Source organism: Mesorhizobium sp. (assembly GCF_005063415.1).
Taxonomy (GTDB): domain Bacteria; phylum Pseudomonadota; class Alphaproteobacteria; order Rhizobiales; family Rhizobiaceae; genus Mesorhizobium.
In genome coordinates this window covers 39614-60371 of record NZ_SUEG01000014.1, presented here as the reverse complement: position 1 = coordinate 60371, position 20758 = coordinate 39614, and the positions used below count along the sequence as shown (strand labels likewise).

Below are 20758 nucleotides of genomic sequence, written 5' to 3'. Positions count from 1 at the left end.
GGCATTGCACGCGGGATGCATGGCGCGAAGATGCGAATGATGTTCGCCATAGTAGATGAGGACGGCGATGGCGCGCTTTCTCAAAGCGAAGTCCAGGATTTCGTCGGGCGGATATTCAACGCGGTCGATGAGGACGGTGACGGCAGCGTCGACATGCAGGAAATCCGGTCCTTCTTCCACGGAGCAGGCGCCGAGGATCAGGAGTAAGTCTCCTGCCGGTCGGCAGGAGGCCTGTCGGCCGTGGAGGGTGAAAAGCGCTGGCAACTGGATACCAGGCTGCCAGCCGGGGAGATGCGTTCCTTGGCTGGCCCTCGAACGCCGGCGGACCAATCAGACCAGCAGGGATTCGTTGGCCATGACAGAGAGAACTACTGAGAAAACCCCGACCATCGCTCGTATCTGGCGCGGCAGAACCGTGCCTGAAAAGGCGAATGCCTACGAGAGTTACAATTACGAGGCCGGCATCAAGCCGCTGATCGAGAAGGCCCTGGGCGTGCAGACCTTTCGCGAGGACACGCCGACCCATTCGGAATTCGTGACGATTTCCTATTGGGAAAACGTCGAGGCGATGGCGGCGTTCACCGGCGGCGATCCGACGAAAATCCACCATCTGGAGCGGGACGAAGAGTTCCTGATCGAGCTGCCGTCGCGGGTGCAGGTGTTGCGCATCCGCTCCAGTCACGGTCGCCTGCAATAGCCCATGGCGAGCGCCGCCCGCTTCGGCCCGATCTAGGAAATCGCCCTCAAGTCGATCTCGGTGATGTGCCAGCGGCCGAGATTTGCGGTGTACAGCTTGTCGCCCTTGAAGGCGATGTTGGTGGGATGGGCGAGCGTCGTTGCCGCCGGATCCTCGATCAGCACCTCGAGCCCGCTATCTTTTCGCCAACGATAGATGCGGCTCGGCTCGTAGCACGAGATGAACAGCGACCCGTCCGGCCCGACGGCGACGCCATCGGGGACGTTATTCACGCGGTCCACGACGAGCTGGCGAGGTCCTGCCGTGCCGTCGGCACGGATCGGCACATAGCTGACGCAGGCTGCATGGCTTTCCACGAGGTAAAGCCCATTGCCACCCGGCGCCATCGCCATGCCGTTGGCGAAAGCCATGGTCTCGCTACACCACAGGCCGCCTTCGCCGGCCTTCAAATCGAAGCGAAAAATGCCGGAGCGGTTGTCTTCGCCTACGCTGTCCGACACGTAGAGCCAGCCTCGTGTCTCGTCGACGATCGGATAGTTCGGCACGCGGATGCCAGCCGAGGCGAAGCGTTCCATATGACCCGTTCCGGCATTCCAGCGAAAGATCGCCGAATGTCTCAAATCGCAGGCAAAACAGTTTCCCGCGCTATCGAAGGCGATGCCGAGCAGAAAGCCCTCCGTGCCGCCCATGCGTTCGACCGAGCTGCCATCGGCGGCGAGGCGCAGCAGGTCGCCGGTTTCGGTGCCGCACCAGATCGAGCCGTCGCGATGGATGGCCACGCCTTCCGGATGGGCGACGCGCGGGCTGGTGAAGATGCCATCGAAGAAGACCTTCGCGGCCGACATTTCGAGCAACGGCTTTGCCATGCGCCGCCCCCTCTTCAGCCTGTTGCGGTATGCGACCGCTGCGCGGCAATACAGCGCTCGACCATCAGCCGGTCGGCCGCCAGGATCTCGGCAATCAGCGCGCCGCGCTCCTTGGCGCTGACGAATTCGAGGCGCCGCAGGCCGAGCGGGTCGATGCGGTTTCGCAGGATGTCGAGCGTCTCGTTCGAGGGCAGCGCAACCTCGCGGCAATCGGCATCGAATGTCAGGGCAAAGCCGGTGGCATCCTGGACCTGCTGGCGCGTCACGCCCGGCATGGTCTCGATGACGGCCAATTGCCGGCTCTGCCGGTCGAGCCGAAAGATGCAAAGGTCGGTGAACACCAATGCCGCGCCGGTCCGATAGCCCATCGGCTCGCGTTCGGCTTGTGTCAGCAGGCCGCGCGCCGAGCTGGCAATCTCGACCGCCTCGACCAGCGACTGCACGGAATGGCGGGGGACGTAGAGCAGATAATCGCGATGCATGTTGGCGACATCGGCCATGCCGCCTTGCCCGGGCAGCCGGATGAGGCTGCCGTCGCGCTTGCGCAGCGCAATGGTGTTGACGCGCCCACGGCGGTCGACCTGTGCGGCACCGACAATCTCATGCGTCACTGCGCCGGCCTGGTAATAGGTCGAATAGGTGTCGTCGCCGCCGGCATGGGCCACCGCCGTCTCGCAATCTAGGCTTTCGATCAGCGACAGGATCATCGGGCTCGGCGCTATGTCGAGATGGCCGCAACTCATGGTGGCGATGATCATGTCCGGCGCGTGCGTCGCCTTGGCCAGCCGGTAGGCGACATTGGCCAGCGGCGACACCGCGCCGGCACTGGCAAAGCTCTCATTGTCGAGCTCGGCAGCGATGCGGGCGGCGATGATCTCGTCGATGGACGGCTCCTTTTCGCCGTGCATGAGCCCGGGCATTGCGAGGACTGTTTCAGCGCGGACTTTTGCAGCGTCTTGAACCCGCTCCGGCATGCCTTCCGAAGGCATACTCAGGCTGTCCGACAAAGGTATTTCCTTGGCCGCGAACGCCCCCGCCAACGCTTGATAATCCGTCACGTAGAATGGCAGGCAGGAGGCGGGATAGGCGCCGCCTGGCGCCAGCGCTATGGCCGACACCTGATTGCGGGTCAAAATGCTCTGCCGGCCGTCATGCCGCAGCGCTCCGACCGGGACGATTTCCTCGACCGTGACCAGCACCTGGCGCGCCGCGCCGGCCATGGCGAAATCCAGCGCTCGTGGCCCGATGATCTGGACATTGCCGCTCTCGTCGGCACGCTGGGCATGGACGACGAACGTATCGAGCCGCAAGGCCGGGATGATCCCGGTCGTGATTCCCGCGATCGGATCGGGCACGGCGATCGCGCCGGGCACGCGCGCCAGCATGCCCGAACCCTCCGGAAGCTGAAACGGCAGCGACGGCAGGTTCTGCTGCGCGGCCCGCAACGCCTGGATCATGGCCAGCGCCGTCCAGTCGCGGACCGGCACGGCATTGGTCTCGGCAGCCGCGCGGAAGCGCGGCGGCAAGCCAAAAATATCGAGGCTCGAAAAGCAGATATCGACCTCCGCCACGGCATTCGCTTCGAGAAGCAGTTCGAGTGGCAGGCCGCCGGCCCAGCAGACATAGCGAAGGTGCTTGACGCCCGAGCGGGCGATGGCCCGCAACAAGGCGATCGGCAGCCGGGCAAAATGATGGCCACCGACACCGAAGACGTCGCCGCCGCCGACCATCGCAGCCAGGCCCTCGACATCGGTGAAGCGCGGCCGGTTCGGCTTGACCAGGGACGTCATTTCGCAGCCTTCGGCCGCGCCGCGCTCTTTTCAGCAAATTCCTTGACGCGACGCTGGCCGATCTCACTGCGGTACAGGCCACCCAGGACATCGCGCTCCATGGCAAGACCGCCGGCCAGATCGCCCGACACGGCATGCGCTGTCAGCGCTTTCAGCCCCTCGATCGCTGCGGCCGGTTCGGCGGCGATCATCTCGGCGAGTTCCAGCGCCCGCGGCATCAGCCTTTCGGCATCGACGATCTCGTTGACCAGCCCGGCGCCGACGAACTCGGAAGCCGGCACGATGGCGCCGGTCATCAGCAGCAAATTGGCGCGGTTGCGGCCGAGCTTTTGGACGCTGCGCTGCGTGCCGCCGCCGCCGGGGACCAGCCCGAGCTTGATCTCGGGCAGGCCGAGCTTCGCGAACTGGTTGGCGATGACGATGTCGCAGCACAGCACCAGCTCCATGCCACCGCCGAGCGCAAAGCCGTTGACCGCGGCGATGACCGGCTTGCGGTTGTTCTCGACCGCCGCATACATGCGCGTGCCCGCCATCTGGAAGGCGTCGAACTCGATAGCTGTCTGGGCGGCATATTCCTTGATGTCGGCGCCGGCCATGAAGCCGCGCCCCTCGCCAGTCACCACGATCGCGCCGACCCCGTCATCCCGCGACAGCGCCTCGAAAACCTCGGTGATCTCGCTTTGCATCAGCCGGTTCATGGCGTTGAGCTGATCGGCGCGCCGGAAGGTGACGACTGCGACGCGCCCGGATATCTCCAAGGTGAGTGTCTGGTAAACGCTCATCGTCAGGCAGCATCCACGGTCATGTCGCCGGACGCCTCAAGTGCTGCAATCTCGCCGCTGGAGAGGCCGAACTCGGCCAGTATCTCGCGGCCATGCTGGCCGACCAGCGGCGCCGGCCGCTCTATGGTGGCCGGCGTCTCGCTCATCTTGACTGCCGGTGCGACCACCCTGACCTTGCCGCCGCGCGGATGATCGTAGCTGGTGATCATGCCCAGGTGCTTGACCTGCGGGTCCTCGGCTGCGCGGCGGATGTCCTTCACCTCGGCACACCAGATGTCGGCCGCCAGCAGCCGCGCCAGCAGGTCTTGCGTCGCAAACTTCCTGGTCTCGGCGTTGACCTTGTCGAACACCTCGTCGCGTTTGTCGAACAGCGTCTTCAGATCGTCGTAGACGGCAAGCTGCGGCGCCTCCAGCACTTCATACAGCGTCTTGAACGGGCTCATGGCGATCGACACATAGCCGCCGTCCTTCGCTTCGTAGATACCGAACGGCGCCTGCATGCCGGGGTGGCCGATGCCTGAATTCGGGCGCACGAAATCCTCGCCGAGATTGAGCACGGCGACATATTCCTGATTGAGATGCGCCAGCATGCCGGCGAGCAGATTGACCTCGATCTTCTGGCCCTTGCCGGTCTTCTCGCGATAGTAGAGCGCCGACAGGATGCCGTAGACCATGTTCATGGCGCCGATCTGGTCGGCCAGGCCGGCGCCGGCCGGAACAGGAGCCTGATCGCCGCGGCCGCTGTTGGAGATCAGCCCGGACAGTCCCTGGATCAGCATGTCCTGACCGGGACGCTCGACATAGGGGCCTTCCTCGCCATAGCCGGAGCCCGAGCAATAGATGATGCCGGGATTGACCGCCCTGAAATCCTCGTAGCCATAGCCGAGCCTGGCGAGCACGCCGGGGCGGAAATTCTGCACCACCACATCCGCCTTCTTGGCCATGTCCATGATGATGGCATGCACCTTGCGGCTTTTCAGGTTGAGCGCGATGGAGCGCTTGTTGCGGTTCCAGGCGAGGAAATTCGGGCTTTCGGAGCCGCCGACCCATTTGGCGAAGAAAGTCATGCCGCGGAACATGTCGCCGGCGCCGGCACGCTCGATCTTGATGATGTCGGCGCCCATGTCGCCGAGCAGCTGCGTGGCGAACGGCCCTTGCAGCAGATGGCTGAAATCGAGAATGCGGACGCCTTCGAGGGCCTTGTTCATTTTTGTCTCGTTGGTTGTCAAAGTAGGTCGGGTACGTAGCGGGGTGCTGCGGTGAGGCCGCCGTCGACGCGCAGGTCGGTGCCGGTGGTGAAGCCGGCAGCGTCGGAGGCCAGATAGACGGCGGCTTCGGCCACTTCGGACGGTTTGCCGATGCGGCCGAGCGGGTGCATCTTGACCCAGGCCTTGGCGAGATTGCCGCCGATCTCCTTGACCAACTTGTCGTTCATCGGCGTGTTGATGGTGCCGGGCGAGATCGAGTTGACGCGGATGTTGAGCGGGCCGAACTCGACCGCCATCTGGCGCGTCATCGCCATCACCGCACCCTTGGCGCCGGCATAGGCGGTCCAGCCGTCGAGCCCTATATGCCCTTGTGCCGAGGCCATGTTGACGATCGAGCCCGATTTCTGCGCGATCATGTGCGGCAGCGCATATTTGCAGCCGCGGAACACGCTGGTCAGGTTGACCGCGATCAGCCGGTGCCACTGCTCGTCGCTCATTTCGTGAACCGGCATGCCGCCGATGGCGATGGCGGCATTGTTGACGAGAATATCGAGATGGCCGGTCTTGCCGACGGCTGCGTCGATCAGGGCGGCGATGTCGGCCTCCTCCGCCACGTCGCAATGGACGTAGTCGGCGCGATGGCCGGCGGTGCGCAGTTCCGCGGCGAATTTTTCACCCTTCTCGTCGGCGATGTCGCCGAGGAAGACGTGCGCGCCTTCCCTTGCCATCGCCTCGCTGATCGCATGGCCGATGCCGTCGGCGGCGCCGGTAACGATTGCGGTTTTCCCTTTGAGACGATCCATATCAGCCTCCAATGGCGCGCCGGCGCTTTGCTTCGTCGAAGGCGACGGCGGCAATGATGATCATGCCGGTGATGACCAGTTGCCACTCGGTCGGCAGGCCGAGACCGCGCAGCCCGTTGGACAGGAACTGCAGGATCAGCACGCCGAGCGCCATGCCGGTCAGGCTGCCGATGCCGCCGGCAAGGCTCACCCCGCCGAGCACGGTGGCGGCGACGACCTGGAACTCGAAATTCAGCCCGGCCGTATGCTGCGCCGAACCGACGCGGGCTGCCAGGATGATGCCGGCTACCGTTGCCAGCAGCGCGCTGATGATGAAGCAGATGAACTTGACGCGGCGCACGTCGTAACCTGCCAGCCGTGCCACTTCCGGATTGCCGCCGACGGCATAGATCTGTCGTCCGAACGGCCGGTGCTGCATCATGTAGGCGAAGACGGCGAGCAGGACGATGGCGATAACCGCCGAATAGGGAATGATATTGAACAGGCGGCCGTCCGACAGCGCGATGAAGCTGTCGAGCGCGGCATCGTCTGGAATGGCGCGCTGGCCGGTATAGAGATAAACGCCGCCGCGCATGATGAACATCGTGCCCAGGGTCACGATCAGCGAGTTGATGCCGGCATAGGCAGTCAGATAGCCGTTCACAACGCCGATGATCAGCCCGAACAGCAGCGCACCGCCGATGCCGAGCACAAGCGAATTCGTGTCGTTCATGATGATGATCAGCGGCAGCGCGATGGTCGCCAGCAGCGAGCCTATCGAGATGTCGACCTCGCCGGACATGAAGACGATGGCGCAGCCGATGCCGGCGGTCAGCGCCAGCGAAGCCTGACCGAGCACATTGGTGATGTTGCGCACCGAGAAGAAATTCTCGGCGGTGAAGGAAAAGAACGCGATCACCAGGATGAGGCAGAGGAGCAATGCCAATTCCTGCCGCGCGACGAGCCGCGCCAGCATGGACGGCCCAGGTTTCATGGTGTCGGTGCTTACCAGGCTCATCGCTTGGTCCCTTCGAAAGCGTCGGCCGAATGACAGGGAATGCTGTCGCGAAGCATCATCTATCCGATCGCCGCATTGAGGATGTTCTCCTGCGTGGCCTTGTCGCGAGGCATGATCGCGGTGAGGCGGCCTTCGCATATCACCGCGATGCGGTCGGCAAGCCCCAGCAGCTCGGGCATTTCGGACGTCATCATGACGACCGCCAGGCCTTCGCCGGCGAGCCGGTCGATGAGCGCAAAAATCTCCGACTTCGCGCCGACGTCGATGCCGCGGGTCGGTTCATCGACGACGATCACCTTGAGACCTCGCATCAGCCAGCGCGAGATCAGCACCTTCTGCTGGTTACCGCCGGACAGGTTCTTGACCTGCTGGAACAGGCTGGGCGTCCGGATGCGGAAACGGTCGACATAATCCTGCACCGCCTTGCGTTCGCTGGCCTTGTCGACGAAGCCCATTCTGGCGAAGGCGCTGAGTGAGGCGAGGCTGGCATTCTGGTAGACCGGCAACTCGCCCATCAGCCCCTCGCTCTTGCGGTCCTCGGTGAGCAGGCCGATGCCGAGCCGGACGCCGGTGTGGGTGTCATGCGGCAGCAGCCGGCTGCCATCGACCGCTATGGTGCCGGAAGTGATCGGGTCGTAGCCGACGATGGCCTTGGCGAGCTCGGTCCGGCCGGCCCCCATCAGGCCGAAGAAGCCGAGGACCTCGCCGGCATGCGCCTCGAACGACACATCCTTCAGCTTCTTGGCGGTGCTGAGCCCTTCAACGGAAAGCGCGACCTTGCTGCCCGGCGCGCCGCGCTTGCGCGGGAACAGGTTTTCGATGCGCCGGCCGATCATGTCCTGGATCAGCGTGTCGTTGGTGTGTTCGCCGATCGGCCTGGTCGAGACATGGCGGCCGTCGCGCAGGACGGTCACGGTGTCGGCGATCTCGAAGACCTCGTCGAGCTTGTGGCTGACATAGAGCACGGCGATGCCGAGCGCGGCCAGCCGGCGAATGACGGTGAACAGCAGCGAGACCTCGTTCGGCGTCAGCGAGGAGGTGGGCTCGTCCATCACCACGACGCGGGCTTCGTGGGCGAGCGCGCGGGCAATCTCGACCATCTGCTGCTGGCTGACCGGCAGCGATCCCGTGCGCGCCGCCGGGTCGACGTTGAAGCCGATGCGCTTGAACAGAGCGGCCGCATCGGCACGGATCTTCTTCCAGTCGATCGAGCCGCCTTTGCCGGTCGGATAGCCCTCCAGGAAGATGTTTTCGGCGACGCTGAATTCGGCGATCAGAGCGATCTCCTGGAACACCACCTTGATGCCCTCTTTCAGGCTGTCGCGCGGCGACTTGATATCGGCCTCGCGGCCGCGCAGGCGGACGGTGCCGGCATCCTTGCCGTAGACCCCGGCCATGATCTTGATCAGCGTCGACTTGCCGGCGCCGTTCTCGCCCATCAAAGCGTGGATCTTGCCCGGCTCCAGGGTGAGGTCGACATTGTCCAGCGCCACCACGCCGGGAAAGCGCTTGCCGATGCCGCGCATCTCCAGCGCCGGCACGCTTTTGTCGATAGCCACGGTTTCGCCGGGGTGAAGGAAATCAACCGACATTGGCTCTGTTCCGCACGATGTCGAGATAGGTCGCCAGGATGATGACGATGCCCGGCACCACCATCTGCAGGTCCTGGTTCCAGCCGAGGATGATGATGCCGTTGTCGATGACCTTCAGCACCAGCACTCCAAGCAGCGTGCCGAGCAGCGAGCCGCGGCCGCCAAGCAGGCTGGTGCCGCCGAGGATGACGGCGGCAATCACCGTCAGCTCGAAGCCACGGCCGGCGGTCGGCTGGCCGGCATTCATCAGCGACGACAGGATCATGCCGGCCACGCCGACGCAAAGGCCGGTAACGACGAAGGCGAACAGTTTCAGCCGTTCCGAACGCACGCCGGAGAGACGAACCGCGCGCTCATTGGCGCCGACAGCGTAGAGATAGCGGCCGAGCGTGGTGAAGCGCAGCGTTGCCGCGGCCAGCGCGAAAATCAGCGCGGCAATGACCACGGGCAGCGGGATCGCGCCGATATAGCCGGCGCCGAGATCGGTGAAGCTTGCAAGCCGGTGGTGGTTCTGCACCGCTTCGCGGGTGAACAGATAGACGCCGCCCTGCAGCATCATCATGGTGCCGATGGTGGCGATCAGCGAGTTCACCTTGAGCCTGGTGACAACCAGGCCGTTGAACAGGCCGACCGCACCGGAAAAGGCGAGCGCCGCCAGCAGCCCGAGCGTCAGGCTGTGCGTCGAATTGAGCACGGCCATGCCGATGCAGCCGACAAAAGCCAGCGATGCACCGACCGACAGATCGACCTCCGCGGTGATGATCAGCATCGTCATGCCGGAGGCAACGATCAGCACCAGCGCGCATTGGCGCAGGATGGCGATGATGTTGGCCTCGGAGTAGAATTGCGGCGCCGCAATCGAGATGGCGATGCAGAGCACGGCCAGGATCACGCCGAGCACCAGCTGGCTGCTGCCCAGCAGCTGGCCGCCGATGAAACGGCTTGGCGCGGAGGATTGCGTAAGCTCGCTCATGTCCATTTCATTTCGGGGCCGCATCGGGTGCCGTCGCCGTTTGGAAACTGCCGGCCAAAACAGGGCGGTTGACCTGTTTTGCCGTCTGCATCCGATCCGATGCCCTTCCCGCCGTGCGGGAAGGGCTACCCGGACTCCTTACTTCTTCAGGTCGGCGGAAGTTTTCATGCATTTTTCCGGCGGCTGAAGCGCATTGACGGCGTCCCATTTGATCGTTCGTGTGGTGCCGTCGTAGTCGTAGAACTTCTTCCAGTCGTCGCCGTTCATCGGCGCGGTCGGGCTGACGATGTGTTCCGGCACCTCTTCGCCGTTGAAGAGCTTAACCGCTGCATCGATGGCGGTGTAGCCTTCCTTTTCCGGGAACATCGCGGCCTCGATTCGATAGGACGGCTCGTTCTGCATGGCATTGATGAAGGCGAGGCCTTCGCCGCCGGTGCCGACCGTCAACAGGCTGTCCTGCGACTTGCCGGCCGCTTTCCAGGCCTGAAGGCCGCCGAGCGACGAGGAATCGTTGATGCCGTAGATGATGTTGATGTCGGCGTTCTTGGCAAGTGCCGCCGAAGAGACCTCGAGCGCGCGATCGGGATTGCCACCGCCATCGAGGTCGTGGACCATGACCGCGTCGGGGATGATGGTCTTCAGGCCGTCCATGAAACCCTGCGACCGCAGCACCGTGGCGGACAGCAGCGGCAGGCCGACATTCATCACCTTGGCTTTGCCTTCGAGCTTTTCCTTGGCGTATTTGCCGGCTTCGGCGCCGGCGGTGTAGCCGGTGTCGTAGTCGCAGATCGCGACCATTGTGGTCATGCCCTTGACCGGATTGCCTTCGAGCACGACCGGAACGTTGTTGGATTTCGCTTGGCGCAGCAGCGGCACCACGCCCTCCTCGTTGACGGGCGTGACAATCAGCACGTCGACGCCCTTGGCCATGAAGTCTTCGGCGGCGGAAACCTCCTTGGCGATGTCGAGATTGGCGTCCTGCACCTCGAGCTCGATGCCGAGTTCCTTGGCGCGGGCCTGCATGCCCTTGATGACGTTCTGATACCACTCGTGCGTGGCATAATTGGTGACGTAGCCGATGCGCTTAGGCATGTTTTCGGCGTGTGCTGCGGCGGCGCTCAGAGCCAGCGCGGCCGCCGAGGCAAACAGCATCGATTTGGACCAGTTCATGTTTCTTCTCCCTGTATTTCTTGTCAGTTGCTGAACGGATAGTCCCGCCGTTCCGGGTCGGCATGTGAAGAGGCGGCAGCTTCGCCCGCGCCCAGCGCCGCCGATATCGTCTCGGCCGCCGCCTTCGTCCGCTCGAAGACGGTGTTGCGATCGAAGCGGGCGGCCTTCTGCGGCAGGAAGGGGACGGTGAGCGCGGCAATGACGGCGCCGGTATGGTCGCGCACCGGCATCGAGATGTTGGTGCAGCCCTCGACAGCCAGCGAGGCGCGCATTTCATAGCCGAGCCTTGCGACTTCGTTCAGCCGCGCTTCGATTTCCACCCGGCTGCCTTGGCCTTCGCCTGCAGCGACGATCCGCTCGACGATGCGGTCGCGCTCGGCGCGGCTCGAATGCGCCAGCAGCACCGCGCCGGAACTCGTTTCGAGGATCGGGAAATGCGAGCCGAGGGCAACCGAATATCGCATCGGCAAAGGCGAATCGATCTGCAGCACGACCAGTGCGCTCTCGCCTTCGCGCACGACCAGATGGCAGCTCTGGTCGGCATTGGCGGCGAGGCCGCGCATCACCGGCAGCGCACATTCGACCAGGCGGTTTACCGGCGGATGCATATGCGCCAGTTCGAACAGCTTCAGCGACAGGCGAAAGCGGTCCGATTGCGTCCGGAAAATGTAGCCGCGCTTCTCCAGCAGCAGCAGGATGCGGTAGATCTCGTGAATGGAGCGCCCCATTCCCGTGGCGATCTCGGTCTGGGTCAGCGGCTCGCCGCTGGCAGCCATGAATTCCAGGATGTCGAGCGCCTTCTCCACCGCAGGCACGCGGTAGCCGTTGCGGCCGCTTTCGCCTTCGTCGACGATCTGGGCAATATCGGTGGCCATTACGCGACGCTCCTTTGCGGCTGGCCATGCCTGGTCTCGCGATAGAGCCGGTTCAGCCGGTCCGCGAGCTCCGCCGCCGGCAATTCGCCGGCGATGGCCGCCGCGGCATGAGGGGCGCATTGGCGGAAGAAGCTGATGAAGCCCGGATGGGTCGGGCGCAGATAGGAGGCTTCGATCGTCGCCAGCGTCGAGGCGAAGAAGCCGCCTGAGAGAGCGTTGACCTCGCCATCTTGCCATGCCGCCAGCGATCCCGGCTGTCCGCCGGATTTCACATAGTCGCCGCGCTGATAGCCGGGCGAGCACAGAAACAGCGCGTAATCGATGGCTGCCTGCTTGTGTTTCGATTGGGCGCTGACGCCGATGCCGGCGCCACCGAGCAAGGCGCCGGCGGATCGCGGCGTCGGCACGTCGGCGAAGCGCAGATACGGCCTGTCTGCCTTGGAGGCATAGTTCACATAGCCGAAGGCGAACGGCACGTAGACCACGTCGTCATGCGCGATCATATGATCGTAGCAGCGGATCGGGTTCCATTTCGGCGAGTTCGGATGCGACAGCGCCGCAAGCTGGCGCAACTGCCGGACGGCCTGCTCGATTTTTTCCCCAGCGATGAACTCGTCGTCGCTTTCGCTGGGCTCACTGAGCGTCAAAAGCAGGCACATGGCGTCAGTCGGCACCAACGGCAGCCCAAGCCATTTGCCGTCCTTCAAGACGCGCCGGCCGAGCTCCAGCACCTCGTCATGGCTGCGCGGCAGCGGTCCGTAGCGCTCCATGAGATCGGGGCGATACGAGGCAACCTGACAGGCAGCATCGATCGGCAACGCCCATTGGCGCCCGTCCCTTGCGTAGGATTGCCAGGATGCGCCGACCGAATCCCGTTCGAAGCCGCGGCGCTGCTCAGCCGACAAATCGAACGGCACCATCAGCCCGCCTTCGGCAATATCGCCGATGAACGGATGATCGAACACGACAAGATCATAGGCGCCGAGCACCGGACCAAGCGCGCCCTCGCCGAACTCGTAGAGGCTGCGGCGGTCCCATTCGATCTCAAGAGCGGGATTGGCGGCACAGTACGGCCCGATGCTGGCGTCGAGCGGACCCCAGCAGCGTCGGTGATCCCACGCGAGGCCGCGCAGTCTTGTCATGCCGAAATTCCTCCCTGAACCGGCCCAGCCGATTAGTAGCAAGTATTTTCACCTAGACAAGTAATTTTTACATACGCAAAACGCCTCGCTTTTCCGTTTGGCAGGAAAGCCTCCCAACGGCCGCTGGTTGCGCATCGCGTTGCCGCCGGCCTGCAACCAAAGGCTGCGACGGGTCTGGCTTTTTGGAACTTTCGCGACGAACATTCGTTCGGTTGGCGCAACCATCTTGAGCAGCATCACTGGAATTAATAGCCACGTCGCAGAGAGCGGGCCAAATGGACCAACCGTGGGCGCGGCCATGAACCGGTTTACCGCCTTGGCATTCGCCACGTTTCTGGCGATAACTTCGATCTGGGTCCTGTTTCTGGTTTCTTAGAATTTGGCTCTGGTCTCTTGGGATTTGCCACTGGTTCGTTAGGATTTGGAGGGGTTCTCGACAGGTCGACCGCTTAACGATGACGTCCGCCGCATGTGGTTCTGCCAGCCGGAGCCGCATGCGTGACGAAACTGTCGCCAGGAGCACACCGGCGCGCACATTCGGGGTTGGCAGCCACGCTGCCTGCAACGTTCCAATCGGTTTTCAGGAAATGGCGAGATCTCATGTTGCTGAGGGCGATCGCTCGAAATTGTGCCGTCATCCGTCTTGGCCGCGTCGGTGCGACGATGCTTCTTGCCGGGCTGCTTGCCGGCTGCCAGGGCGGCGTGCTCGACCCGCAAGGGCCCGTCGGCGCGGCGCAGCGCACGATCCTGCTCAATTCGGTCGCCATCATGCTGGCCATCGTCGTCCCGACGATCGTGGCGACGCTCGGTTTTGCCTGGTGGTTCCGTGAGACCAACACAAGAGCGCGGTATCTGCCGGAATGGGCCTATTCCGGACGCATCGAACTGGTCGTCTGGTCGATCCCCATCCTCGTCATCCTGTTTCTGAGCGGCATCATCTGGATCGGGTCACATGACCTCGATCCAATGAAGCCGCTGGATTCCCAGCAAAAGCCGCTTGAGGTGCAGGTCGTCTCGCTCGACTGGAAATGGCTGTTCATCTACCCCGAGCAGAATGTCGCGAGCATCAACCAGCTTGTGGTGCCGGCGGGCAGGCCGGTGCATTTCTCGCTCACCTCGGCAAGCGTCATGAACGCGTTCTTCGTGCCTCAGCTCGGCGGCATGATCTACACGATGAACGGCATGACGACGCAGCTTCACCTGCAGGCGGATCAGCAGGGCGAATTCTATGGGCGGTCGGCCCATTTCAGCGGCGACGGTTTTCCAGGCATGCAATTCGTGCTGCATGCCGTCGCGGCGGACGCCTTCGATGCATTCGTCAATTCGGCGCGAAACCAGGGACAGGCACTCGACAAGGCCAGCTACCAGGAACTGGCCAGACAGAGCCTGGACGTGCCGCCTTCGACCTATCGCTCGGTCGAGCCGGACCTTTTCCATGAAATCGCGACGCAGGGCGTTCCGCCCGCGCCCGGCCCCCAGGCCGGTCGCCCCGAGCCGAGCGTATTGCCCAAGACAGGAGGCTGACAATGCTCGGAAAATTGAGCTGGGACGTCATTCCGTTCGATCAGCCTCTGCCGATGATCGCCTCGGCGGTCGTCGCCCTGGCAATCCTCGGCGTGCTGGCCTGGGTGTTCCTGGCAGGCCATTTCCCCTATCTGTGGCGCGAATGGATCACCAGCGTCGATCACAAGCGGATTGGCGTGATGTACACGCTGCTGGCGCTGCTGATGCTGCTGCGCGGCTTCAGCGACGCCATCATGATGCGGTCCCAGCAGGCCCTCGCCTTCCAGGCGCCCGGCTATCTGCCGCCCGACCACTTCAACCAGGTCTTTTCCGCCCACGGCACCATCATGATCTTTTTCGGGGCGATGCCGTTCGTCATCGGCCTGATGAACCTGGTCGTGCCGCTGCAGCTCGGCGTCCGCGACGTTGCCTTTCCAACGCTCAACTCGGTGAGTTTCTGGCTCACCGCCACCGGTGCGCTGCTGGTCAACATCTCGCTGGTGATCGGCGAATTCGCGCGCACCGGATGGCTGCCCTATCCGCCGCTCAGCGAGACCGCCTACTCGCCGGGCGTCGGCGTCGATTATTATCTGTGGGCAGTGCAGATAGCGGGCGTCGGAACGCTGCTCACCGGCATCAATTTCGTCACCACGATCCTGAAGATGCGGGCGCCCGGCATGAGTTACCTCAGGATGTCGATGTTCTGCTGGACCTCACTCGCCGCCAGCCTGCTCATCGTCGCCGCGTTCCCGGTCCTCACCGCGACGCTCGCGATGCTGACGCTCGACCGCTATTTCGGCTTTCATTTCTTCACCAATGAAGCCGGCGGCAACATGCTGATGTTCGTGAACCTGATCTGGGCCTGGGGCCATCCCGAGGTCTACATCCTTGTCCTGCCGGCGTTCGGCATCTTCTCGGAGGTCATCTCCACGTTTTCCAGCAAGCCGCTGTTCGGCTACCGCTCGATGGTGGCCGCGACGCTCTTCATCTGCATCGTCTCCTTCATGGTGTGGCTGCACCACTTCTTCACCATGGGCGCCGGCGCCGACGTCAACGCCGCGTTCGGCATCGCCACCAGCATTATCGCTGTCGGTACCGGCGTGAAGATCTACAACTGGATGTTCACCATGTATGGCGGCCGCATCCGCTTTGCGACGCCAATGCTGTGGTCGCTGGGCTTCATGGTGACGTTCGTCATCGGCGGCATGACGGGCGTGTTGCTGGCCGTGCCGCCGGCCGATTTCCTGCTCCACAACAGCCTGTTCCTGGTGGCGCATTTCCATAACGTCATCATCGGCGGTGTGCTGTTCGGCGCCTTCGCGGGATATACCTACTGGTTTCCCAAGGCATTCGGCTTCCGGCTGCACGAGGGCTGGGGCAAGCTGGCCTTCTGGCTGACGCTGATCGGGTTCTACGCCACCTTCGTGCCGCTCTACGCTGTCGGCCTGCTCGGCATGACCCGCCGCATGCAGCATTTCGACGTGCCGGCCTGGTATCCCTGGGTGCTGGTTGCCGGCGCCGGCATGTTAATCACCGCCGCCGGCGTGGTCGCGCAGATCATACAACTCGTCGTCAGCATCCGGCAGCGTGCGGCGCTTCGAGATGCCACCGGGGATCCCTGGGACGGGCGCTCGCTGGAATGGGCCACGCCCTCGCCGCCGCCGGTCTTCAACTTCGCCGCGCTTCCGCATGTCGAGGGCGAAGAGCCCTACTGGAACATCAAGCAGCGGGCACGCGAGCAAAACCGGCTGCGCGACGAGCCTGAATACGAGCCGATCGAGATGCCGCGCAACAGTCCCACCGGGTTCATCTGCGCCTTCTTTGCGACCGTGATGGGCTTCGCCCTCATCTGGCACATCTGGTGGATGGTGGCGCTCGGCGCGCTCGGTGCTTTCGCCACCTTCGTCGTATTCGCGTGGCGCGACATCCCCGAATACGTCATTCCTGCCGCCGAAGTCGCCCGGATCGACCGCGCCAACCGAAGTGCCCGCCGCGAGGCGCTGGCCACTCAGACGGGGCCAAGGCCATGACCGCGATCGACGTTCGAGAGCGTGACCCTTACCGCCTCGGCCATCGCAGCCACGGCCATGCACCCGGCCACGGCGACAGCGGCCCGGCACCGATCCGGATCGTCGTGGGCTACGGCTTCTGGATCTTCCTTCTGAGCGACATCGTGATGTTCTCGGCCTTCTTCGCGGCCTACGCCGTGCTGGCGGGCAAGACGGCGGGCGGACCAAGCGGAGCCGAGCTGTTCGACCTGCGCAACGTCGCGATCGAGACTGCCGCTTTGCTTTTGTCGAGCTTTACCTGCGGTCTCGCCAGCCTCGCCGTGACAGCGCGACGAAGCTCCTGGTTCTATGTCGCGATGGCTGTCACCTTCGTGCTCGGCGCCACCTTCATCCTGCTCGAGTTGCGCGAGTTCGCGCATATGGTTGCCAGCGGTGCCGGACCGACGCGCAGCGCTTTCCTGTCGGCGTTCTTCACGCTGGTGGGATGCCACGGCCTTCACGTCACGGCGGGGCTGCTGTGGCTGCTCACGATGATGGCGCAGATCTTCGCCAAGGGATTCCGCGACGATATTCTTCGGCGTTTCATGTGCTTCAGCCTGTTCTGGCACGCCCTCGACATCATCTGGGTCGCCCTGTTCACGGTGGTCTATCTCCTGGGAGCAAGTCGATGAGCAATGCGGACGATCGCCACGCGCAACGGCGCGACATCGATGGCCTGGAGCGCTACGACATCGATACGGCGCCGGGTGACGAATACCTCGGCGACGCCGAGGTCGGATCCGGGCTCCGCGGCTATGTGATCGGCCTCGGGCTGGCAACGCTGCTGACCATCGCCTCATTCTGGTTGCCCGGAACGAACCTGATATGGGCACCCGGCATTCCGGTGGCGCTGGTCGTGCTTGCGATCGCCCAGATGGGCGTGCATCTCGTCTTCTTCCTGCACATCACGACGGGGCCGGACAACACGAACAACGCCCTGGCACTTGCCTTCGGCGTGCTGATCGTTGTGCTGGTGATCGGCGGCTCGATCTGGATCATGGCCAATCTCGACCACAATTTGATGCCGATGAACGCGAACATGGACATGAACCGCTAGGGATTATTCCGGCCGTTGGCCGCAGTTCATGCGACAGCGAGCTCGGTCTCGAGCGGACGACCTCGGCCTCTCCCAGGGCGCGCGGCGCGGCCTCCTTGAGCACATCCATCTCCCTGTCTGAGGCTCCCGCATAAAAACCATGAGCCGCCGATGTTCCGATCGCCGCAACTCGGTCAAACCGGATAGCGCGCCGTTGCCCGGAACATTCGCCGAGGAAGCGGGTTTTTCGGTTCGGACGCATCGCCGCGGAAACGGCGATGGGCTCGGCAATGGACGAAGGGCGCGACATGACCGGGCTAAGCGGTAAGCAACCAAGCGGGACGAAAGGTGTTGTGGTCGCATTCTCCGCGCCGGGCGGCGAAGCCATCTACGCGCACGAATGGGAAACCGTCGCTGCCGTCGCGCGCACGATCGCAGCGTTGAAGGGATTTTCCTTCCGCCAGGGCCTGCGCGATGGCGGCGGTGACAGCGGCGGGCTGTATTTCGTGCCGGACGACAGCCTGCTTGCTGCCGATGCGGCCCAACTGGGCATCAACGGGCCCGACGACCTCTTCGGCGGCGTGGTGCCCTGGCGCCTCGCAACCACCAAGGCCATAACCCACGAGCTGGTGGACGGGTCGGCGGCACGGCCAAAAGAATGGCCCGCCGGCTTCGGCAGCGCCGTCGCCGCGGCCGTACTGCCCGGCTACACTGCATTTTCACGCCATGACGCGCTGCGCGCAGCGCAACGTCTGCTGGAGCTCGGGCTGGTCCGGTTCAAGCCACCCCGCGCTTCGCGGGGCCGCGACCAGCACACCGCCGCGACGGTCGGCGATCTCGAAAGGCTGCTGGACCAATATCCATCCTCTGACCTAAGCGAATACGGCCTTGTTCTCGAAACGCAGCTTCGCGACATCGTTACGCTGAGCGTTGGCAGAACCACGATCGACGAATTGTCGGTCAGCTATTACGGCACCCAGCGGACGACGACCGACAACGACGGACAGCCCGTTTACGGCGGATCCGATCTGGTTGTCGTGCGCGGCGGATGGGAGGCGCTGGATGAGCTGCGGCTATCTCCGGCGCTGGGTTTGGCCGTGGCGCAGGCGAGAACCTATGACGCAGCGATGGATGGTTATCCCGGATTCTTCGCCTCGCGACGCAACTACGACATCGGCCAAGGTGTCGATTCCTTGGGCATCTGGCGATCGGGTGTGCTGGAAGCCAGTTGGCGGATCGGTGGCAGCAGCAGCGCCGAGCTGGCAGCAATGGACGCCATGAATCGCGACCCCTACATGCAGATCATGCATGTCTCCGCCGTCAAGCAGTTCGGCAGCACTGCGCCGCTGCCGCTGAACGCAGAAATCCATTTCCACGGGGAGGACCCCGAGGAGGGTCAGATCACGCGTTATACCGTCGTCACCCAGGCGATCCGAGGGCCGATCGGGGAAGCCGGGCGATCGTCATCTTAGCCATGTCAGGTCGGGGCGAAACACGCCCCCGGCCGGGAACATCCGCGAATGGCCCGAGTTTGTCTCGGGCAGGGCAGCAAGTCAGAGACCGGAGGAAAAAAATGATCGAGATTATTTCCGCCCCCCGGAGCGTAGCCGCCTTTCGTGTCGCCGGCACCGTGACGGCGGACGACTACGACAAAGTCATCCCGGCAATCGAAGCGAAACTGAGCGATCATAAGGACATCGGCGTCCTGACCGATCTTACCGATTTCGAGGACATGACGGCTGGCGCCTTGCGGCGCGACCTGCAGTATGGGCTGAGCAAACTTGGCGAGCTCCACCGCTTCAAACGTGCCGCGGCGATTTCCGACAAGCAGTGGATCAAGGCCGCCACGGAAATGACGGACGCGCTGTTTCCGCAAATCGAGGCGCGGGTGTTCCCGGAGGACGAAAAAGCCAAGGCCCTGAAATGGGTGGCGGGCGTGCAATAGCTATCTTGTCTGCAGGAGTGGTTACGGAAATGGCCATGCCAACCGTTTACGACAAACGACAGGATCCGGAAGGCCTCTGGGAAGTCTATGACAGCGAGAGCGACGAAGCCGTCGTGGTTGATGGGTTGCCGCTTTCCGGTCTCGACGAAAGCGAAGCCGATGAAGCGATTGAAAAGCTCAATCGCGGCGAGCTGACGTCCGACAACATCCCCGAGACAGCTCGGTCAGGGTGGCCTCCGACCAAGGACGGATTGTGACCTGAGGGACGTCACCGAGGCGACCGGTCGCGGATCTACGACGAGGTCTTGACCCCGAGCTTGCGGGCCTTGTCCTCGAAGTCGTCACGAATGTCCTCGATCGTCGGCAGATGCAGTCGCCGCAGCTGGGCGTGCAACTTTTTGGCAGCGTCGGAATTCAGGTCGCGCTTGAAATTGGTCGCGACCTCCTCGGCCGAGCCGTAACGGCGATAGCGTTCGATCTCGGTCTTCGTGGCCTGCTGGACATGTTCGAGCGTCTTGCGCTCAGCATCGGATTTTCCGTCGGGTTTGGCCCGCATGACCGGATTGAAGGCTTTGCTGATAACGAATTCGACGAGTTCCTGCTGGGCGTGAGCCATGCTTGTTCTCCCTCGAAGAAGGCCTGTCCGGGCCTGGAACGGTTCGTCGTTTCGCGGAAACGCTGAACCGCTCAATCTCTTTGTTTTGACGCAATTCCGAACGGAAAACCGTTCCACACTTTTCCTGGAATTGCTCTAACCGCGGCGGCAATTGAAGGTTCCGTGGCTTCGGATTTCGTTACCGCTACAGGTCAAGGGCGAAGATCACAGCCGCGCCTTGGTGGTGCGCGGCGTTGCCAGGAGCAGGCTTGTTTCACTGCCGGTAATTCCGGGGATCAGGCGGATACGTCTCAGCACCGCGTCGAACTCGCTCAGGGTCTGCGTTCCGAGTTCTATCACCAGATCCCAGCGGCCATTGGTGGTGTGGATGGTCGAGACCTCGGAGAAGCCGCCCAGCGCCCGGATGACGCGATCGGCGGCGTGGCCTTCGATCTCGATCATCATGATGCCACGCACGCGCTGATCGACCGCATCGGCGCGCAGAATGACGGTGTAGCCGACGATGACGCCGTCCCTTTCAAGTCGCTCGATCCGGGACCTTACCGTTGCCCGGGAGACACCCAGGCTGATGGCAAGATCGGAAATGCTGCGCCGGGCGTCGTGCCGCAAAGAGGTGATGATCTGCTCGTCGAGCTGGTCCATGATTGCTCACAACGGAAGTAGATGATGCCAGTATGGTAAGACACTTTGACAAATTTGCCAATTTGACATGTTC

General features: G+C 63.4%; 23 protein-coding genes. 9 read left to right on the top strand and 14 right to left on the bottom strand.

All coding sequences use genetic code 11. The annotated features are described in order from the left end of the window. Positions 1-207, top strand: a 207-nt coding sequence (locus E5W70_RS06635) for an EF-hand domain-containing protein (RefSeq protein WP_292655528.1), incomplete at its 5' end; no start/stop codon positions are given. Positions 208-355: 148 nt separating this feature from the next. After that, positions 356-697 carry a hypothetical protein gene (locus E5W70_RS06630; protein WP_292655526.1) on the top strand — a complete coding sequence of 114 codons (342 nt, stop codon included), beginning with the start codon at positions 356-358 and terminating at the stop codon, positions 695-697. A gap of 32 nt (positions 698-729) precedes the next feature. Here the strand turns inward: E5W70_RS06630 and E5W70_RS06625 are convergent, their stop codons facing one another. The 12 genes from E5W70_RS06625 to E5W70_RS06570 form a co-directional block, all read right to left on the bottom strand. Next, positions 730-1563: an SMP-30/gluconolactonase/LRE family protein gene (locus tag E5W70_RS06625; protein WP_292655523.1), complete on the bottom strand. Its 834-nt coding sequence runs from the start codon at positions 1561-1563 to the stop codon at positions 730-732. Between the two features lie 14 nt (positions 1564-1577). Beyond that, a complete protein-coding gene (locus tag E5W70_RS06620; RefSeq protein ID WP_292655520.1) occupies positions 1578-3353 on the bottom strand; it encodes a CoA-transferase in 1776 nt (591 codons plus the stop codon). Then, a complete protein-coding gene (locus E5W70_RS06615) occupies positions 3350-4135 on the bottom strand; it encodes an enoyl-CoA hydratase/isomerase family protein (protein WP_292655518.1) in 786 nt (261 codons plus the stop codon). Before E5W70_RS06615 ends, E5W70_RS06620 begins: the two co-directional genes overlap by 4 nt. 2 nt (positions 4136-4137) lie before the next feature. Beyond that, the gene (locus tag E5W70_RS06610; RefSeq protein ID WP_292655515.1) at positions 4138-5343 is read right to left on the bottom strand and encodes a CaiB/BaiF CoA-transferase family protein; all 1206 of its coding nucleotides are present in this window, start codon (positions 5341-5343) and stop codon (positions 4138-4140) included. 17 nt (positions 5344-5360) lie between these two features. Beyond that, positions 5361-6146 (bottom strand): SDR family NAD(P)-dependent oxidoreductase, encoded by a 786-nt coding sequence (locus E5W70_RS06605; protein ID WP_292655512.1) that lies wholly within the window; start codon positions 6144-6146, stop codon positions 5361-5363. Position 6147: 1 nt separating this feature from the next. After that, on the bottom strand, positions 6148-7143 hold the full coding sequence (locus E5W70_RS06600) for an ABC transporter permease (protein WP_292655510.1): 996 nt from the start codon (positions 7141-7143) through the stop codon (positions 6148-6150). Positions 7144-7202: 59 nt separating this feature from the next. After that, positions 7203-8735: a sugar ABC transporter ATP-binding protein gene (locus tag E5W70_RS06595; RefSeq protein ID WP_292655508.1), complete on the bottom strand. Its 1533-nt coding sequence runs from the start codon at positions 8733-8735 to the stop codon at positions 7203-7205. Then, on the bottom strand, positions 8725-9708 hold the full coding sequence (locus E5W70_RS06590; RefSeq protein ID WP_292655506.1) for an ABC transporter permease: 984 nt from the start codon (positions 9706-9708) through the stop codon (positions 8725-8727). Before E5W70_RS06590 ends, E5W70_RS06595 begins: the two co-directional genes overlap by 11 nt. 138 nt (positions 9709-9846) lie before the next feature. Then, the gene (locus E5W70_RS06585; RefSeq protein ID WP_292655503.1) at positions 9847-10878 is read right to left on the bottom strand and encodes a sugar ABC transporter substrate-binding protein; all 1032 of its coding nucleotides are present in this window, start codon (positions 10876-10878) and stop codon (positions 9847-9849) included. Positions 10879-10901: 23 nt separating this feature from the next. Continuing rightward, complete coding sequence (locus E5W70_RS06580) at positions 10902-11753, bottom strand: IclR family transcriptional regulator (RefSeq protein ID WP_292655501.1); 852 nt, start codon at positions 11751-11753, stop codon at positions 10902-10904. Beyond that, the gene (locus E5W70_RS06575; RefSeq protein WP_292655498.1) at positions 11753-12895 is read right to left on the bottom strand and encodes an extracellular solute-binding protein; all 1143 of its coding nucleotides are present in this window, start codon (positions 12893-12895) and stop codon (positions 11753-11755) included. The genes E5W70_RS06580 and E5W70_RS06575 overlap by 1 nt, the downstream gene beginning before the upstream one ends. Before the next feature lie 48 nt (positions 12896-12943). Next, entirely contained in the window at positions 12944-13195 is a 252-nt protein-coding gene (locus E5W70_RS06570) for a hypothetical protein (protein ID WP_292655495.1), read from the bottom strand. Positions 13196-13495: 300 nt separating this feature from the next. Here E5W70_RS06570 and cyoA point away from each other — a divergent pair, with 300 nt between their 5' ends. The 7 genes from cyoA (at position 13496) to E5W70_RS06535 (ending at position 19684) form a co-directional block, all read left to right on the top strand. Then, positions 13496-14419 carry a ubiquinol oxidase subunit II gene (cyoA, locus tag E5W70_RS06565; RefSeq protein ID WP_292655491.1) on the top strand — a complete coding sequence of 308 codons (924 nt, stop codon included), beginning with the start codon at positions 13496-13498 and terminating at the stop codon, positions 14417-14419. A gap of 2 nt (positions 14420-14421) precedes the next feature. Further along, positions 14422-16428 (top strand): cytochrome o ubiquinol oxidase subunit I, encoded by a 2007-nt coding sequence (gene cyoB / locus E5W70_RS06560; RefSeq protein ID WP_292655489.1) that lies wholly within the window; start codon positions 14422-14424, stop codon positions 16426-16428. Then, positions 16425-17078 (top strand): cytochrome o ubiquinol oxidase subunit III, encoded by a 654-nt coding sequence (cyoC, locus tag E5W70_RS06555; protein ID WP_292655487.1) that lies wholly within the window; start codon positions 16425-16427, stop codon positions 17076-17078. Before cyoB ends, cyoC begins: the two co-directional genes overlap by 4 nt. Next, positions 17075-17503, top strand: a complete 429-nt coding sequence (gene cyoD / locus E5W70_RS06550; protein ID WP_292655484.1) for a cytochrome o ubiquinol oxidase subunit IV — start codon at positions 17075-17077, stop codon at positions 17501-17503. The genes cyoC and cyoD overlap by 4 nt, the downstream gene beginning before the upstream one ends. 257 nt (positions 17504-17760) lie before the next feature. Further along, a complete protein-coding gene (locus E5W70_RS06545) occupies positions 17761-18954 on the top strand; it encodes a DUF3182 family protein (RefSeq protein ID WP_292655481.1) in 1194 nt (397 codons plus the stop codon). A gap of 101 nt (positions 18955-19055) precedes the next feature. Next, a complete protein-coding gene (locus tag E5W70_RS06540; protein ID WP_292655478.1) occupies positions 19056-19427 on the top strand; it encodes an STAS/SEC14 domain-containing protein in 372 nt (123 codons plus the stop codon). Positions 19428-19462: 35 nt separating this feature from the next. Further along, the gene (locus tag E5W70_RS06535; RefSeq protein WP_254815792.1) at positions 19463-19684 is read left to right on the top strand and encodes a hypothetical protein; all 222 of its coding nucleotides are present in this window, start codon (positions 19463-19465) and stop codon (positions 19682-19684) included. A 35-nt stretch (positions 19685-19719) separates the two neighbouring features. Here the strand turns inward: E5W70_RS06535 and E5W70_RS06530 are convergent, their stop codons facing one another. Both E5W70_RS06530 and E5W70_RS06525 read right to left on the bottom strand, forming a co-directional pair. Continuing rightward, positions 19720-20043, bottom strand: a complete 324-nt coding sequence (locus E5W70_RS06530) for a hypothetical protein (RefSeq protein ID WP_292655473.1) — start codon at positions 20041-20043, stop codon at positions 19720-19722. Positions 20044-20247: 204 nt separating this feature from the next. Beyond that, positions 20248-20685, bottom strand: coding sequence for an Lrp/AsnC family transcriptional regulator (locus E5W70_RS06525; RefSeq protein WP_292655471.1), 438 nt, complete (start codon positions 20683-20685; stop codon positions 20248-20250). Between the last annotated feature and the right edge of the window lie 73 nt (positions 20686-20758).

Excerpts from the sequence above, each read along its gene's own strand:
- E5W70_RS06585 (WP_292655503.1), bottom strand. The coding sequence starts at position 10,878 with ATGAACTGGTCCAAATCGATGCTGTTTGCCTCGGCGGCCGCGCTGGCT.
- E5W70_RS06620 (WP_292655520.1), bottom strand. The coding sequence starts at position 3,353 with ATGACGTCCCTGGTCAAGCCGAACCGGCCGCGCTTCACCGATGTCGAG.
- E5W70_RS06610 (WP_292655515.1), bottom strand. The coding sequence starts at position 5,343 with ATGAACAAGGCCCTCGAAGGCGTCCGCATTCTCGATTTCAGCCATCTG.
- E5W70_RS06615 (WP_292655518.1), bottom strand. The coding sequence starts at position 4,135 with ATGAGCGTTTACCAGACACTCACCTTGGAGATATCCGGGCGCGTCGCA.
- E5W70_RS06600 (WP_292655510.1), bottom strand. The coding sequence starts at position 7,143 with ATGAGCCTGGTAAGCACCGACACCATGAAACCTGGGCCGTCCATGCTG.
- E5W70_RS06605 (WP_292655512.1), bottom strand. The coding sequence starts at position 6,146 with ATGGATCGTCTCAAAGGGAAAACCGCAATCGTTACCGGCGCCGCCGAC.
- E5W70_RS06540 (WP_292655478.1), top strand. The coding sequence starts at position 19,056 with ATGATCGAGATTATTTCCGCCCCCCGGAGCGTAGCCGCCTTTCGTGTC.
- E5W70_RS06590 (WP_292655506.1), bottom strand. The coding sequence starts at position 9,708 with ATGAGCGAGCTTACGCAATCCTCCGCGCCAAGCCGTTTCATCGGCGGC.
- E5W70_RS06570 (WP_292655495.1), bottom strand. The coding sequence starts at position 13,195 with ATGGCCGCGCCCACGGTTGGTCCATTTGGCCCGCTCTCTGCGACGTGG.
- cyoC (WP_292655487.1), top strand. The coding sequence starts at position 16,425 with ATGACCGCGATCGACGTTCGAGAGCGTGACCCTTACCGCCTCGGCCAT.
- E5W70_RS06525 (WP_292655471.1), bottom strand. The coding sequence starts at position 20,685 with ATGGACCAGCTCGACGAGCAGATCATCACCTCTTTGCGGCACGACGCC.
- cyoA (WP_292655491.1), top strand. The coding sequence starts at position 13,496 with ATGTTGCTGAGGGCGATCGCTCGAAATTGTGCCGTCATCCGTCTTGGC.
- cyoD (WP_292655484.1), top strand. The coding sequence starts at position 17,075 with ATGAGCAATGCGGACGATCGCCACGCGCAACGGCGCGACATCGATGGC.
- E5W70_RS06530 (WP_292655473.1), bottom strand. The coding sequence starts at position 20,043 with ATGGCTCACGCCCAGCAGGAACTCGTCGAATTCGTTATCAGCAAAGCC.
- E5W70_RS06580 (WP_292655501.1), bottom strand. The coding sequence starts at position 11,753 with ATGGCCACCGATATTGCCCAGATCGTCGACGAAGGCGAAAGCGGCCGC.
- E5W70_RS06625 (WP_292655523.1), bottom strand. The coding sequence starts at position 1,563 with ATGGCAAAGCCGTTGCTCGAAATGTCGGCCGCGAAGGTCTTCTTCGAT.
- E5W70_RS06575 (WP_292655498.1), bottom strand. The coding sequence starts at position 12,895 with ATGACAAGACTGCGCGGCCTCGCGTGGGATCACCGACGCTGCTGGGGT.
- cyoB (WP_292655489.1), top strand. The coding sequence starts at position 14,422 with ATGCTCGGAAAATTGAGCTGGGACGTCATTCCGTTCGATCAGCCTCTG.
- E5W70_RS06630 (WP_292655526.1), top strand. The coding sequence starts at position 356 with ATGACAGAGAGAACTACTGAGAAAACCCCGACCATCGCTCGTATCTGG.
- E5W70_RS06535 (WP_254815792.1), top strand. The coding sequence starts at position 19,463 with ATGCCAACCGTTTACGACAAACGACAGGATCCGGAAGGCCTCTGGGAA.
- E5W70_RS06545 (WP_292655481.1), top strand. The coding sequence starts at position 17,761 with ATGGGCTCGGCAATGGACGAAGGGCGCGACATGACCGGGCTAAGCGGT.
- E5W70_RS06595 (WP_292655508.1), bottom strand. The coding sequence starts at position 8,735 with ATGTCGGTTGATTTCCTTCACCCCGGCGAAACCGTGGCTATCGACAAA.